Genomic DNA, 15031 nt, shown 5'->3' with positions numbered 1-15031 from the left:
CTTTGATTTAAATCGATAAAAAATTTCTAAATATACGCTCTCCCACATCACCGCTGATTTCTGAATGGAACTGGCAGGCGTAAAAATTGTCCTTTTGTAATATCCCGGAATAGGGGAGTATGTAATCTGTAGTTCCTGCAGTATACTCTGACAAAGGAGCGTAATAACCGTGGTTATAATAAACAAAAGACTGCTCTCTGACACCTTCGCAAAGAGGCGATCTGAGATTGGAAATGTTATTCCACCCGGTCTGAGGAATTTTAAATCCGGGAGTTTTCGGGAATTTCTTAATAGGGATGTCAAATACACCAAGACATTCGGTGTCCCGCTCTTCAGAAAATGCACAAAGTAACTGCATGCCCACACAAGTGCCTAAAAATGGCTGGGTTAAAGTCGGAATCAGTTTGTCCAGTTCTTTCTCACGGATACTTTTCATGGCCGAAGCGGCTTCGCCTACGCCGGGAAAAATAATACGGTCCGCTTTTTGTATTTTTTCAATGTCGTCGGTGAGTTCATAATCGGCCCCGATCCTTTCAAGGGCATACATTACTGACATGACATTGCCCGCATTATACTTAATTATGGTTACTTTTTGAGTGTTTTTTGTAGTACTGTCCATTTGCAAATGTTAAGAAAAATGACCTAAGTTCCTGATTGATAAGGTAGTTGTTTTAAAAATAAAACCCGACAAAAACCTGCCGGGCCTATTTGCTCACTAAATTTGTCAGGAAAAAATCTTTATTTTAAGGCTTACGCCTGTTAAATTCTTCTGCAATTTAGACCATAGAATCTTTATTTACAAGATTTTAATTAAAGATTATGGCACTTAAACCATAATTTTTATGCTGAAATTTGAAACTGTTATTGTATAGTGCCGAAACTTGGAATTTTTCAATTGTAAACTTCAAATTATACCTTCTGTCAACGGTGCTTCTTTGAAAATTACTTAGAATGGTAAAAGAGGGAGAGGCATTCTGCTGATGACTTGTGATTTAAATGAAATGCTCCGGTGTTTATAATAATTCCAATAATTTCGTATGTGTATGGGCTAGTTAATTATCCTTTTGTAAATCCTGCATTCATACCCCTTAACAAAATGCTCAGAGTTGTAAATAATCTCAAAACCATCCAGGGCATTACCGAACTGTTGAAGGTTTTGCTCCTCAATACCAAGGGAAGGATGCTGATTGGTCACAAAAATAAAATGACCCGCCTGCCAGATCAGCAGAAAATTGTTTTTGCCGGGGCTGCTGATCCAGTAAACCGGATGGGCGTTGATTTCCGGCAATATTTCTTCAGCCAGCAGTCTCAGCTCTGTAAATTCCATAAACTGGGCGTGATTTCCTCCCCAGATAAAAGGCCCGGTGGTCACTTTGTCAGCATCATGGATGTTATGGATCGTAAACACATAAAGTTTGGAATATTCTTCATTTTTACCCCTGATCTGGTGCAGGTTTCTGCATTCAAAACCCAACGACATGTAAGAAGGCATTTCTGTCAGGAATAAACCGGTAAAGAACCTGAGGTGATTCCCTTGTCTATAAAAGTCATCAAAACGGGGATCGTCTTTATCTCCCGTTATCATGGTGTAATTCGGAGAAAATGACCTGGTTTTGAGTAGTTTATGATAATAATCAAGCTTTTCCATGAACTCTCGACCGCCAATCACGGAAGATTGCAGATCTCCCAGGGTTGAGTCCGCCAGAATAGCTTCCAGGTGGGCATTTTCATCTCCGTAACCCATGGTGTCCGCCGGAGCAAGGAAGGTTTCTGCAAAAAAACCGAAGTAAGGAGCCTGATTCTTAACAATATGCTCTTTGATACTCCTCAGAGGATCATAAAAGTCAGGGATCGTTTCCGGAACTCCGTCTTTCCGGGGTTGGACGTGGGCCATATCACCCCGCATAAAATCAAAGTTATACTCCCGCTGACAATGAGCGTATTGCCTCTGGACATAATCCCATACTACAGTGTTAGGCCTGTCAAAATCAAGCTCCTGTGAACCGTCTTTTAGCAGGTAAAATTTATAACGGGTCAGCGGACCGAACACCCTTGACATCGGTTCCGGATGGTCAAACTCATAAGTATACCATTTATTTCCCCTCTCATCGTAGACAAAATCTTCAGGATTGATGTGCAGACCCCGGTAGGGCGGAGCCATGGTGACCGGTAAGGTCTCAAAACCCTGGTCGATGATTTCCTGGATCAGTTCTATCCTTCTTCTCAGTCTTAGAGCCTGGTCTTCTTTTTTTCCGAAAAGGATTTCTGATTTTTGCTCATCGGTCAGGATGGGGATATCAGGGTCAAAAAAGATGTTTTTTGAATAAGAAACAGGCGTTTGATTCGCAGTTCCGTTGCGGTGAAGGTACAACCAGATGATTTCCTCTATTTCCTTGTGCAGCGTATCACTTATTTCAGAAATTCTTCCGCCTACGCGTTTTACCCATTCAAAAAACCTCGGATATGAAAGCACCATTTCAGAAAAACGGTCGGTATGCGGAATAACGTCCATACCCACAGTTTTTCCCATTAAATGAATGAGGTTGATAACGACTTTTAATTGTTTTTCGGTGGTATCAAGATAGGGGATGGCGTTTTTTAACTCCTGGCTGAAAAACTCCGGATTGATGTTCCAGCTGGTTTTTCCGTAAAGGCTGGCCACCACACCCGGCTCCCAGATTGGAAGGATATGGACCGAATTCTGTGATTCGGGAACGGTCAACAGGTATTTGATCAGGTTAAAAAAATTGCCGATGGTCCGGATGTTGACCCCAACCATATTGACCTTTTTGATCCATTCCGCGTCTATATGGTGACTGACCGGACTTTTGACCTTAAATTCCGGATTGAGGGCTTCCTGCACCCGGGTGGTTCCGAATCTTTTATGGAGTATTTCAAGTATTTCGAACACATTGAGACCTACTGCAATCTCAGGAAGCAGATAGGCGACAAACGAAGAATTATGGTTTTGATAGGCCTCTTTGAATTCAAAGTGGTTTTCTCTCCATATATCAAACAAAGATTGCTGCGTATCAATCTTAATCATGGGCTACAAATAAAAAACCTGAGTATTTTCTATAGCAAACATAAGCAAATTTCTTTACTATTCGAACAGATTGCTTAAAAATGGAAAGGGGGTTGCCCCGGACGGATATCAGAAGAAAGTAGTGGTTAGCGGGAAATTCTATGGAATTGGCAGCGTATGCTTTATAAACGGTTAGATTTCTTTTAAAAAAATAAAGTGCCGAATGAAACGGCACTTTATTATTCGCAACCCAAAAAGTAAAAATTAACCACAAGTGCTCTTCTTAAGACACTCTCAGTTTAGTCTTTAATCTTATCGTGGAATAAACATTCTCGCCGGTAGCAGTTAAAAATCTCCTGTATTTTCTTCTGAAGTCGGCGGCTTTGCCACGAGAGATAAATATTGTTTCGTCGTCGATGTATAATTCGCCACCGCGACAGTTAAATTTCAAATCATCAACGTAATCGAAGTTGACCATAAATGATCTGTGAGGCCTTACGAAGTTCGAAACCTCTTTCAATTCGTCTTCAAATATTCTTAAAGTTTTAGAGCTTATTATTTCTTTTCCGTTCTTAAGTTTGAAGATCGTGTAATTTTTTGCACTCTTCATATAAACGATTTCATTCAGATCAATCATGTTCCTTTTTCCGGCTACTCTCATCTTCATGATGGAGTCTTTCGAAAGTGTTCCAACCGATGGCAGCCTGAAAGGACTACCGGTTGTTGACGGTTTTGTGAATAATAATCTGTTCATTTTAATGTTTATTAGAAAGTTTTTTCCTTAACGACACTGCAAGATAGATGCTCTATATCTTATAGAATAGGATAAGTCGATAAGTGGCGGATAAAAAAAGATAAGTGGCGGAGTTTTAAAAGCAGTTAAAGTAAATTGTGTCCTTTCGTCCAGAAAAATACTTAAATATTCGTATTTATACTACAAAGTGAACATCTCTTTCAAAGCTACCCAAAGAAGTTTCTTCTCATCCTTGAGATTTTTGCTGATAGTACCCAGGTCATCCGTGATCAGAAAGTCGAATCCACGGTGTGATTTTTTCTGATAAGGGAACAGCAGCAGGTTGTTGTCAAGCTTGCTCATGGCTACGCCGAAGCTCAGGACTTTCCTGGTTTGCTGTTGTCTGAAAAATTCTTCAGACGGAAATTCCCCGTCCTTCGACACATCGAAAAGCAAGACACTTTCAAAGCTTTGTTTGACAGAACCCAGGATTTTGCCCAGGAATTCTTTTTCTTCTGCGTTGATCTGGTTTACAAAAACAACGAAAGATCTGGTAAAAAGGTTGGTTTTTGGCGGAGCGGCTACCGGCTCCGGTGCCTGCACTGGGGCGGGGATCTGGGTAACCACAGGAGGTGGAGAAGCCACCGGTTTTGGCTCCTTTACTTCAGATAAAACCGATGAAGTACTTTTCGTTACCCCGGGGTAATGGAAAAGTACTTCATTCGAGAAAAGATAATCTGCTAAAGGGTTAGCCATTGTTTAGAATGAAACCTTTTAATATAATGAGGTATTATAATTCTGATTTTCTGGATACGGTTGCCAATCTGTCAGGGCCTGTAGATACAAATGTTACAGGTACTCCTATTTCTTTTTCGATGTAGGCGGTGTATTCTTTTAATTCAACCGGCATATCATCAAAATTGGTCAGTCCGTTCAGAGAAGTATGCCATCCTTTTAATGTCTTGTAAACCGGCACTATTTTCTGATCGCAGATGTCATAAGGAAGTTGATCGGTAATCGTTCCGTCTTCCATCTGATAGTGGGTACAGATCAGTATTTCTTCAAAAATGTTCAGTACGTCAGCTTTCATCATGATCAGCTGCGTAACGCCGTTCAGCATGACGGAATATTTAAGAGCAGGTAAGTCCATCCATCCGCATCTTCTCGGGCGGCCGGTGGTGCTTCCGAATTCTCTTCCTTCCTGACGCATTCTTTCGCCGGTTTCTTCCAGTAATTCGGTCGGGAATGGTCCGGAACCTACTCTGGTGCAGTAGGCTTTGAAAATACCGTAAACTTCTTTGATTTTCTGAGGAGCCACACCAAGACCTGAGCTTACGCCGGCTGCAGTGGTGCTTGAGCTGGTCACAAACGGATAAGAACCGAAGTCAATATCAAGCAATGAACCCTGAGCTCCTTCCGCTAATATTTTCTGACCTGACTGAAGAGCCTGGTTGATGGTATATTCACTGTCAACAAGGTTAAATCCTTTAAGGAATTCAACCGCACTGAAAAAATCTGTCTCAGCTTCCGTCAGATCGTATTCATATTCATAGAAAGAAAGGATCTGCTTGTGTTTGGCTACAAGTTCGTCATATTTCTTCCGGAAGTTCGGAGATAATATGTCTCCAAGTCTTAAACCTTGTCTCGCAATTTTATCTGAATAAGTCGGACCGATACCTTTTAAAGTAGATCCGATTTTCGATTCACCTTTTGATTTTTCAGAAGCGGCATCCAGAAGCCTGTGAGATGGGATGATCAGAGAGGCTTTTTTCGAGATGAACAAGTTCTTTTTGAAGTCTATCTGATAAGCGGCCAGTCCGTCAATTTCCTTTCTGAAAATGATAGGATCCAGCACCACGCCGTTTCCGATGATATTGATGCTGTCTTCTCTGAAGATACCTGAGGGGATTTGATGCAAGACGTGCTTTTTGCCATCAAATTCAAGTGTGTGTCCTGCATTAGGTCCTCCCTGGAATCTTGCTACCACCTGATATTCGGGAGCCAATACATCAACTATTTTTCCTTTTCCTTCGTCGCCCCATTGCAGGCCTAATAAAATATCTACCATTTTTTAGATTACTCGTTTGCCGTTACGGCCTTTTTGATAATTAACTTGCTTTATTCTGACAGTGGTCTTTTTTACATGAACCGTAAAAAATAAGAGAATGGTGAAGCACTTCAAACTGAAGGTGATCACCTACCATATTTTGTATATTCTGCACTCTTGGGTCGCAAAACTCCAATACCTTATTACAATCTACACAGATGAGGTGGTCGTGTTGTTTAAAACCATAAGATTTCTCATACTGGGCCAGGTTTCTGCCAAACTGATGCTTGGTCACCAGGTCGCATTCTACCAGTAAATCCAGCGTGTTATAAACGGTGGCTCTGCTTACCTGGTATTTTTTGTTTTTCATTGAAATGTAGAGGTCTTCCACATCAAAATGATCTGTCCGGCTATAAATCTCTTCCAGAATGGCATACCTTTCCGGAGTTTTACGCAATTGCTTATTTTCAAGATAAGCCGTGAAAATTTGTTTCGCCGAATCGAAATTTTTATTGATGGCCACCATAATTTTCAGATGATTGAGGTCCTTTTATTTAATTGATACAAAAGTAAGTCTTTTAAAACAGATTAAAACCCAAATTTTTAAAAATTTGTATAAAGCCCCAGGTTTGAACTCGGGCTTATTCCGAATTTTATATTGAGTGCAACCTTTTTAGAAGTACTATTATATACTTTAACAGAATTTACTTTTAAATCATTCGAATATTCGATTAAGCTTATCCCTGCGGCTGTTCCCAGTATACCTATGATAAGTTGCTGGATATTCCGGACTTTGTAGGGGTAAACCACTCCATTGATCTCTGCTTGTCTGGGAGTTCCTTTGATCGCATCGAAGCCAATATAAATACCTGCCACAGTAGTCAGTATTCCGGCCGGAAGCATGATCCTGCCTGTGTTGAATTTCCTGGTGGCTTCGGGAGAATTTTTGTATTTCCTCAGCACAATAGAAGGGTGCAGCAGTATTTCATTTCTGTAAATTCTTGTATTCAGAAAATTTCTCCTGGTGCTTAATGAGTCGGATCCGGCCTCCTGTGCCTGAACCGACGTGCCGGCAAGAATCAAAAGAAATAGAATTAAAGTTTTACCCATACCAAGGATACTGTTTTGTTGTACGTGGATGCAAAATAAGCCAATTTAATTGAATTACGGTATAACTTATTGCATCTCTTCATTTTGTACCCTGGAAACGCTGTCCACACCTTCAATTTCCTCGAGTTTTGAAATCAGGATGTCCAGGTGTTTGGTGTCAAAAACATAGACCCTGATGGTGCCTTCAAAGATACCGTCAAAAGTATCGACCGAGAGGCCTCTCATATTGATGTGGAGTTCTCCGGATATCACTTTTGAAATGTCCTGTATCATCCCGACCCTGTCAATCCCGCCAAGCTTGATGGTCACGAGGTAAGATTGTGCCAGCTGCGAAGACCACCGGGCTTTGATTACCCTGTTGCCGTAGCTTGAAAGAAGCTGCTGAGCATTCGGGCAGGTATTTCGGTGCACTTTTATGCCTTCATTTACGGTTAGGAACCCGAAAACGTCATCACCCGGGATAGGATTGCAGCACCTGGCCAGGGTATAGTCGATCTGCTGCATGTCGTCACCGATAAGCAGAGTATCGTTTCCTTTTACTTTTTTGAATTCCCGCTCAAAACTTTTGGCATCTTTAAATGCTTTTTCATCAATGATGATTTTGCTTTGCTTGTTGAGCTGGGCTTCTTTCTCGTGTTTGAATTTCTTTATTTCATCCGGAAGGATATAGCCCTTGCCGAAGAAATAATACAAGTCATTATAGTCCTTTTTGTTGAAAAATGCCCTGAGCTGATTAATCGTTTCAAGGGTATTTTCAAGGCCGAGGTGCTTGAGTTTTTTCGAGATAATGTCCTTGCCATCAGTGATATAGCCCTTATTGTCCTCTTTAAGGAGGTCTTTGATACGGCCTTTGGCTTTGGAAGTCACTACAAACCTGAGCCAGTCTTCCGAAGGTTTCTGGTTTTTGGTGGTCAGGATTTCTACCTGGTCGCCGTTCTGAAGAACATGGCTGATAGGCACCAGGTGGCCGTTAAGCTTACCAGCGGTACACCTTTTGCCGATTTCGGTGTGTATATCAAAGGCAAAGTCAAGTACAGTGGCTCCTTTTCTGAGCACTTTAAGGTCGCCTTTGGGGGTAAAGACAAAAACTTCTTCATTATAAAGATTGCCTCTGAAGTCTTCGAGGAATTCTATGGCCGAATTGTCTTTGGATTCCAGGGTATCTCTGACCTGGTTGATCCATTGGTCAAGGGGCTTGTCGAGTGAGGTGTCGCTGCCTTTGTACTTCCAGTGGGCCGCGTATCCTTTTTCGGCAATTTCATCCATCCTCTCGGTCCTGATCTGCACTTCGACCCAGATGCCGCTGTTGCTCATTACTGTCGTATGCAGTGATTCGTAGCCGTTGGCTCTCGGGGTTGATATCCAGTCTTTCAGCCTGTCCGGATTGGGCTTGTATTCATCCGTGACGATGGAATAGGCCTGCCAGCACGCCGATTTTTCCCGTTCTTTTTCGAGGGGAGAAATGCCCTTGATGATGATCCTGATGGCAAAAAGGTCGTAGATATTCTCAAAACTGGTGTTTTGTTTGGATATTTTTTTCCAGATCGAGAAAATATGTTTGGGGCGTCCTTTGATATAAAACTGAAGATTGGCCTCATTTAACCTCTTGGCGATGGGTTTCATAAAGCGGTCAATCATTTTCTCCCGGGTACTTTTGGTAGATTTCAGTTTATTGGCAATCTCCTTATAGGTTTCCGGTTCGGTATATTTCAGGTAAAGGTCTTCCAGCTCCGATTTGATCTGGTAAAGGCCAAGCCTGTGGGCCAGAGGTGCATAGATATAGATCGTTTCGTGGGCGATCTTGAGCTGTGAATTCCTGGCCATGCTGCCGAGTGTACGCATGTTATGCAGCCTGTCGGCCAGTTTAATGAGGATCACCCTCACATCTTCAGAGAGCGTCAGGAGCATTTTTCTGAAGTTTTCTGCCTGTGCCGACTGGGTTTGTTCAAAATTTTCGGCAATTTTCGTCAGGCCGTCAATGATCTTGGCGACTTTGGGGCCAAACTCCTTGCGGATATCTTTTAAAGTAAGGGTAGTGTCTTCCACGACATCGTGAAGCAGGGCACAGATAATAGAGGTGGGCCCGAGGCCGATCTCTTCCACACAAATCAGGGCAACTTCAAGCGGGTGATAAATATAAGGCTCTCCGGACTTCCGTCGCATCTCTTTGTGAGCTTCCATAGAGATATTAAAAGCTTTACGGATCATTTTAGTGTCGCCCTCTTTCAAGGTATGGGCTGCGGTCTTTAAAATTTTCCTGTAACGTTTTTTTATCTCCTTCTTTTCATCTTCGGAATAGTACTCAGTGAGCATATCCTTTTTCAATACTTTCTCTTCTTCTATTACTGTACTCATCTTGGTTTTTTCAGGAAAACTTTTCAGGTTTCAATATAAGATAAAAAGTTGGATAATGCTATAAGAAATTGCTCAAAAAAAATATGTTTTCAAAAGTAGCTCATTTTCAATTGGTTCTGAAAAAAGCCAAAAAAAATTGAAAAAAAAGTGAGAAATTTTTGCTCAAAGTTTTGGTTGATAAAATTCTTGTACTACCTTTGTGACCCGATTGAGAGACAAGACATTTAAAGTTTTCACCTCAAGAAGAAAAGCGGGCGTGGCGGAACTGGTAGACGTGCTAGACTTAGGATCTAGTGCCGCAAGGCGTGGGGGTTCGATTCCCTCCGCCCGTACTTTACAACCCTCAAAACGATCGTAAGTTTTGAGGGTTTTTAAATTTACAAACATTTCGAATTAAAGAGTTTCTCGATGCAAACTACATTTGACAAATTGTCCTCTACTGACGCCCGTCTGAAGGTTGAAATAATTGAAGCAGATTATAAACCTGAAGTAGATAAAAAAATAAAAGAATATTCTAAGACAGCTTCTGTAAAAGGTTTCAGACCTGGTCACGTGCCTGCTCAGTATATCAAAAAGATTTACGGTAAAGGTATTTTGGTGGATGAAGTGATCAAGCAAACTTCGAAGGCTGTAAATGATTATATCGCAGAAAATAAACTGAAAGTAGTAGGTGATCCTATTCCTCTGGAAGATTCTTACAAAATCGACTGGGATACACAAAATAACTACACTTTCGAATATGAAGTAGGTATGGCTTCGGATTTTGCCGTTGAGGTTGAAAACCTTCCTGCTATTGTGAATTACGAAATCGAGCCTTCTGAAAAACAAATCGAAGATTCAATCATCGACCTTCAGAAAAGATTCGGTAATGAAACTGAGCCTGAAGCGGTTGAGATCGGTGATCTTGTGTTTGGTAAACTGGTTCAGGAATCTTCTGAATTTGAATTCCAGTCAGGTATTCCTACTGATAAGGTGGTGGAAGATTCTCAGAAATTGTTCGTGGGTCTTGAAAAAGGCAGCAGCATTAAATTTGATATCAAAAAAATCTTTGCATCGGTTAAAGAATTAGGTTTTGCTACCGGCAAATCTGACGAAGAAGCTGAAGCATTGACAGGTGAATTTGAATTCACCGTAGATAAAATCACAAGAATTGCTCCGTCGGAAATCGACCAGGCGTTTTTTGATAAAGTTTTAGGTGAAGGTAAGGCGACTGAAGAAGCTGAATTCAGAAAACAACTGACTGAAATCATCAAGTCAAACTACAGCAGGGAAGCAGGTTTCTTACTTGACTTTGACATCGAGAAATCATTGCTTGACAATGTGGCTATCGAACTTCCGAATGAGTTCCTGAAAAAATGGTTGCTTCAGGTGAACGACGGTAAGTTTACCCAGGAAGACATCGACCGTGAGTATGATGCTTACGCCAGAGGTCTGAGACTGGACCTGATCAAAACTGAAATCGCTCAGAAACATGATCTTAAAGTAGAATATGCTGATGTGCTTGAAGAAGTAAAAGCAGAAATCAGAGGGTATTTCGGACAGCAGGGTGGTTTTGAAGGCATGGAAGATTTTATCGACAACATGGCTAAAAAACAATTGGCTGACAATAAAAACGAAACTTTCAGAAAATACTTTGATAAAGCCTTCGGAAGAAAGGTCGTTACTTTCCTGAAAGATAAAATCAAAATTGAAAATAAGAGTGTGTTTGTAGAAGAGTTTAACCAGATCGCTTCTGAGAAATACCAGGTGGCATAATATTTTAGAAAGTCTGAAAAATCGGGGCATCCGCAAGGATGCCCCGATTTTGTTTTTATAGCCTTTCAACAGATATCCGTCTTTTTTTCTATCTTGTCGCGGTCTCTGTGTGCCGGTTAAAATCTGAAGGTTTACTGATGCCGGCGTAAAGGTAGAAATATAGGATTTTACCTCGCAAAATAAGCCTTTGGAAGACGGACGACTTACAGCTTACAGCTTATAGCTTCACATCGTGAACTTTTGATCAGCCAACATAGTTTTTATTACAACATTTAACATCAAAATTATGCACTTAGGAGAAGAATTCAGAAAATACGCGGTACACCACGTCGGAATGAGTGGCCTGACTATCGATGACTACATGAAACATAATGTGACGAACATGACGCCTAACATCATTGAAGAAAGACCGATGCGTTTTGCTGCTATCGATGTTTTTTCAAGATTGATCATGGACCGTATCATATTTTTGGGAACAGGTATCGACGATCAGATAGCCAACATCGTTGTAGCTCAATTGTTGTTTCTGGAATCTGTTGATGCCAAAAAAGACATTTTGATGTATATTAACAGCCCCGGCGGGTCTGTTTACGCGGGTCTTGGTATGTATGATACCATGCAATATGTAAAACCTGAAGTAGCTACTATCTGTACTTCGCTTGCGGCTTCTATGGGAGCGGTATTGCTGGCAGGTGGTGCGGCAGGTAAGAGAACTGCATTGCCTCACGCCCGTGTGATGATTCACCAGCCAAGCGGCGGAGCACAGGGACAATCACGTGATATGGAAATCACGGTGAAACAAATCATCGAACTTCGTAAGGAGTTGTATGAGATCCTTGCCAAACATACCGGTAAAACTTATGAGCAGATCGAAGCGGATTCAGACAGGGATTACTGGCTGAAAGCTGAGGAAGCGAAGAGTTATGGTCTTATTGATGAGGTTTTGTATCGTAATTAATCAGATAATTTGATGCCCTTTTCCTGTGAAAGCAGGGAAAGGGCATTTTTTTATTTCATTATTTGTACTTTTGTAAAAAATTTAAGGAGAATGGCGTCAAATAAGGATCCACATTGTTCATTTTGTGGAAGAAAAAAAAATGAAGTAGACTTATTGTTATCCGGCACAGACGGTCACATCTGTAATCATTGCATTGCTCAGGGTTATGATCTGATCCAACAGGAATTGTTTGGCGTTTCTCCTAAAGAAAAGAAGAAAAAGAAAACGGATACCCCTCATTTTGATCTGAAACCTCCCATAGAACTGAAAAAATATTTAGATACTTTTGTTATAGGCCAGGACGAAGCAAAGAAGGTATTGAGTGTGGCGGTTTATAACCATTATAAAAGATTGTCGCAGCCTAAAAATGCTGATGATGTGATGATTGAAAAATCAAATATCATCATGGTAGGGGAGACCGGAACCGGTAAAACCTATCTGGCCAGGACCATCGCCAAAATGTTGCAGGTACCGTTTGCCATCGCTGATGCTACGGTCCTGACAGAAGCCGGCTATGTGGGTGAGGATGTGGAGAGTATATTGAGCAGGCTTTTACAGGCGGCTGATTTCAATGCCGAACTGGCTGAGAGAGGCATTGTCTATATTGATGAGATTGATAAGATTGCCCGTAAATCTGATAATCCTTCTATTACCAGGGATGTAAGTGGTGAGGGTGTTCAGCAAGGTCTTCTGAAATTATTGGAGGGTTCTATCGTAGGTGTGCCGCCTCAGGGAGGAAGAAAACACCCTGATCAGCAGCTGATCCAGATCAACACGGAGAACATCCTGTTTATTTGTGGTGGAGCCTTTGATGGTATTGCCCGTCATATTTCAAAAAGAATCAACAAAGCCCCGATAGGCTTTAACGTGGATACCAAAAGAAAGGCTGTCGGTGAAGATGAAAGCTTGCTGAGGTTTGTAACACAGCAGGACCTGAAATCTTTCGGCTTGATTCCGGAACTGATCGGTCGTTTGCCGTTGCTGACTTACCTTAATCCGCTGGATAAGGCTACCTTGAGGAAAATCCTGGTAGAGCCTAAAAATGCATTGGTGAAACAGTACAAGAAGTTGTTTGCGATGGAAGACATCGCCCTTGAATTTGAAGACGATGCCCTTGAATATATTGTTGATCAGGCCATTGTGTTTAATCTCGGAGCCAGGGGCTTGAGGTCTATCTGTGAGGCTATCCTTACAGACGCCATGTTTGAGCTGCCTTCGGATAAATCGGCCAAAACATTTACTGTTACGCATGATTATGCCAAGGCTAAGTTTGAGCATTCCAGTTTTTATGAAGTGAAGCTGGTTGCTTAACATATAAAAGTCTTATGATTTTAAAAAAGCCCGTGCAAACGGGCTTTTTTTATGCCTTTTCAGGTCAGGTCACAGTACAATAAAGAAGATGTTCCTATGCGGCCTTTTAAACAAAGTAAAAAGGCCTTTTTAACAAAGTTTGCCTTCCGAAGTTCCGCTACTTTTGTTTCATCATTTAAACAATAAAAAGAATGGAACAAAGTAAATTACAAAGTGCTCTTACAGCACAGCAAACCCCGTCAGCCTCTTCGTTACTGAACGATTATTTAACCAGTATCGGTAAAGGCGATCCCAAAGTAACCGCTTCTTACTTTACAGAAAACGGCTGTATTGAGGCTCCTTATGTAGCGTCTTTCGGGATGTCACCTACGATTACCGGAAAGCCGGCGATAGAAGACGTCATGTCCAATCTTTTGATGGCGGCCCCTGATTTTCGCCTGAAAAACATCAGGATGGTCATGGAAACCCAGGATGAAGTAGTGGCTGAATATGAAAGTGAAGCCAATATGGCCAACGGCAGAAGTTACAGACAACTGTACATCGCTCATTTGATCGCTAAGGACGGCAAGATAGTCTGCCACCGTGAATTCCTGAATACCCTATCATTTGTGGCTGCCTTTTTCCCAAATGGACTGAATGATTTAATCTCTAAAAACTGACGGCCATGAAAGTTACAAAACAAATGCTCAACAAAGAACTGCAGTCCAGCTACTGGATGTTGAAGATTTCCTCAAGTCTGCTGATGAATAAAGCCGGCATAGGGATGCTTAACCGCAACAGTGCCAGGGCAAGGGGTAAAAATATGGAAGGGATTCATGGTGAAGAAAAATTTATAAAGAGTAAAAATGGGGGCCCGGATATCAGGATCAGAGTTTTTAAACCCCTTGGTCACGATGAGTCTTTGCCGGGGATGTTGTACATCCATGGCGGCGGGTATCTCCTGGGCAATCCTGAAGATTATCTGACAGTCATCAAAAGTTTTATTGATGCAAGACCCTGTGTGATTATTGCACCCGATTATCGTAAGGCTTTGGATGCCCCGTATCCTGCGGCCTTCAACGACTGCTATGATACCTTACTCTGGATGAACGAAAATGCAAAAGAGCTGGGCATTATGCCTGAGAAAATCATCGTAGGTGGCCATAGTGCAGGTGGAGGGATTGCGGCCGCGGTAACTTTAAAAGCCACGGATACGGATGAGGTAAAGATATCATTCCAGATGCCCATCTACCCCATGATCGACGATCGCCAGAACACGGCCTCAGCCACAGACAATAATGCCCCGAGCTGGAATGCAAAGTCAAACAGACTGGGTTGGGGATTGTATCTGAAAAGTTTAACTGAGCAAGGTATCCAGATTCCGGCTTATGCCGCGGCGGCCAGGGCCGGAGATTTCTCAAAACTGCCTCCTGCCATTACATTCGTCGGTGATATCGAACCATTCTGTGATGAAACGGTCAGTTACGTGGAAAATCTGAAGAAAGCAGGCAAGCCCGTGGCTTTTCAACTCTATGAAGGGTGTTTTCATGCTTTTGAGATCATGTTTCCAAAACTGGAAATCAGCAAAAAGGCATGGGCTTTTCTCCTGGATTCCTATAGTTCTTATATTGACAAGTATGTTTATGACAAATGAGTTTTGCCAGCCGGAAATGAAATATGAAGAGACAATATAGTGAATCAGTTTAAAAGGTCTTTTTA

General features: G+C 41.7%; 13 protein-coding genes and 1 tRNA gene. 6 read left to right on the top strand and 8 right to left on the bottom strand.

Annotated features, from left to right (window positions below; all coding sequences use genetic code 11):
• Positions 1–7 precede the first annotated feature (7 nt).
• The 8 genes from hisH to GVN16_RS18935 form a co-directional block, all read right to left on the bottom strand.
• Positions 8–619 (bottom strand): imidazole glycerol phosphate synthase subunit HisH, encoded by a 612-nt coding sequence (gene hisH / locus GVN16_RS18970; RefSeq protein ID WP_166565513.1) that lies wholly within the window; start codon positions 617–619, stop codon positions 8–10.
• Between the two features lie 429 nt (positions 620–1048).
• Entirely contained in the window at positions 1049–3046 is a 1998-nt protein-coding gene (locus GVN16_RS18965) for a hypothetical protein (RefSeq protein WP_166565512.1), read from the bottom strand.
• Between the two features lie 262 nt (positions 3047–3308).
• On the bottom strand, positions 3309–3779 hold the full coding sequence (locus GVN16_RS18960; protein WP_166565511.1) for a LytTR family DNA-binding domain-containing protein: 471 nt from the start codon (positions 3777–3779) through the stop codon (positions 3309–3311).
• Between the two features lie 180 nt (positions 3780–3959).
• On the bottom strand, positions 3960–4514 hold the full coding sequence (locus GVN16_RS18955; RefSeq protein ID WP_166565510.1) for a hypothetical protein: 555 nt from the start codon (positions 4512–4514) through the stop codon (positions 3960–3962).
• 34 nt (positions 4515–4548) lie between these two features.
• Complete coding sequence (locus tag GVN16_RS18950; RefSeq protein WP_166565509.1) at positions 4549–5826, bottom strand: adenylosuccinate synthase; 1278 nt, start codon at positions 5824–5826, stop codon at positions 4549–4551.
• Between the two features lie 40 nt (positions 5827–5866).
• Complete coding sequence (locus GVN16_RS18945) at positions 5867–6331, bottom strand: Fur family transcriptional regulator (RefSeq protein ID WP_205748919.1); 465 nt, start codon at positions 6329–6331, stop codon at positions 5867–5869.
• A gap of 77 nt (positions 6332–6408) precedes the next feature.
• The gene (locus tag GVN16_RS18940) at positions 6409–6915 is read right to left on the bottom strand and encodes a hypothetical protein (RefSeq protein WP_166565508.1); all 507 of its coding nucleotides are present in this window, start codon (positions 6913–6915) and stop codon (positions 6409–6411) included.
• Positions 6916–6981: 66 nt separating this feature from the next.
• Positions 6982–9228, bottom strand: a complete 2247-nt coding sequence (locus tag GVN16_RS18935) for a bifunctional (p)ppGpp synthetase/guanosine-3',5'-bis(diphosphate) 3'-pyrophosphohydrolase (RefSeq protein WP_166565683.1) — start codon at positions 9226–9228, stop codon at positions 6982–6984.
• Between the two features lie 292 nt (positions 9229–9520).
• Here GVN16_RS18935 and GVN16_RS18930 point away from each other — a divergent pair.
• The 6 genes from GVN16_RS18930 (at position 9521) to GVN16_RS18905 (ending at position 14966) form a co-directional block, all read left to right on the top strand.
• Positions 9521–9602 (top strand) — tRNA-Leu (locus GVN16_RS18930).
• A 76-nt stretch (positions 9603–9678) separates the two neighbouring features.
• Positions 9679–11025 carry a trigger factor gene (locus GVN16_RS18925; RefSeq protein ID WP_166565507.1) on the top strand — a complete coding sequence of 449 codons (1347 nt, stop codon included), beginning with the start codon at positions 9679–9681 and terminating at the stop codon, positions 11023–11025.
• A 286-nt stretch (positions 11026–11311) separates the two neighbouring features.
• Complete coding sequence (locus GVN16_RS18920) at positions 11312–11983, top strand: ClpP family protease (protein WP_166565506.1); 672 nt, start codon at positions 11312–11314, stop codon at positions 11981–11983.
• Between the two features lie 90 nt (positions 11984–12073).
• The gene (gene clpX / locus GVN16_RS18915; RefSeq protein ID WP_166565505.1) at positions 12074–13333 is read left to right on the top strand and encodes an ATP-dependent Clp protease ATP-binding subunit ClpX; all 1260 of its coding nucleotides are present in this window, start codon (positions 12074–12076) and stop codon (positions 13331–13333) included.
• 191 nt (positions 13334–13524) lie between these two features.
• Positions 13525–13992, top strand: a complete 468-nt coding sequence (locus GVN16_RS18910; protein ID WP_166565504.1) for a nuclear transport factor 2 family protein — start codon at positions 13525–13527, stop codon at positions 13990–13992.
• A gap of 5 nt (positions 13993–13997) precedes the next feature.
• Entirely contained in the window at positions 13998–14966 is a 969-nt protein-coding gene (locus GVN16_RS18905; RefSeq protein WP_166565503.1) for an alpha/beta hydrolase, read from the top strand.
• Positions 14967–15031: the final 65 nt, after the last annotated feature.

The organism is Emticicia sp. CRIBPO (assembly GCF_009905725.1).
Lineage (GTDB): Bacteria > Bacteroidota > Bacteroidia > Cytophagales > Spirosomataceae > Leadbetterella.
The sequence above is the reverse complement of the archived record's forward strand: the minus strand, read 5'-3'. Positions and strand labels throughout refer to the sequence as shown.

Coding starts and splice junctions, on each gene's coding strand:
- GVN16_RS18925 (WP_166565507.1), top strand. CDS start 9,679: ATGCAAACTACATTTGACAAATTGTCCTCTACTGACGCCCGTCTGAAG.
- GVN16_RS18955 (WP_166565510.1), bottom strand. CDS start 4,514: ATGGCTAACCCTTTAGCAGATTATCTTTTCTCGAATGAAGTACTTTTC.
- clpX (WP_166565505.1), top strand. CDS start 12,074: ATGGCGTCAAATAAGGATCCACATTGTTCATTTTGTGGAAGAAAAAAA.
- GVN16_RS18935 (WP_166565683.1), bottom strand. CDS start 9,228: ATGCTCACTGAGTACTATTCCGAAGATGAAAAGAAGGAGATAAAAAAA.
- GVN16_RS18910 (WP_166565504.1), top strand. CDS start 13,525: ATGGAACAAAGTAAATTACAAAGTGCTCTTACAGCACAGCAAACCCCG.
- hisH (WP_166565513.1), bottom strand. CDS start 619: ATGGACAGTACTACAAAAAACACTCAAAAAGTAACCATAATTAAGTAT.
- GVN16_RS18905 (WP_166565503.1), top strand. CDS start 13,998: ATGAAAGTTACAAAACAAATGCTCAACAAAGAACTGCAGTCCAGCTAC.
- GVN16_RS18950 (WP_166565509.1), bottom strand. CDS start 5,826: ATGGTAGATATTTTATTAGGCCTGCAATGGGGCGACGAAGGAAAAGGA.
- GVN16_RS18920 (WP_166565506.1), top strand. CDS start 11,312: ATGCACTTAGGAGAAGAATTCAGAAAATACGCGGTACACCACGTCGGA.
- GVN16_RS18960 (WP_166565511.1), bottom strand. CDS start 3,779: ATGAACAGATTATTATTCACAAAACCGTCAACAACCGGTAGTCCTTTC.
- GVN16_RS18940 (WP_166565508.1), bottom strand. CDS start 6,915: ATGGGTAAAACTTTAATTCTATTTCTTTTGATTCTTGCCGGCACGTCG.
- GVN16_RS18965 (WP_166565512.1), bottom strand. CDS start 3,046: ATGATTAAGATTGATACGCAGCAATCTTTGTTTGATATATGGAGAGAA.
- GVN16_RS18945 (WP_205748919.1), bottom strand. CDS start 6,331: ATGGTGGCCATCAATAAAAATTTCGATTCGGCGAAACAAATTTTCACG.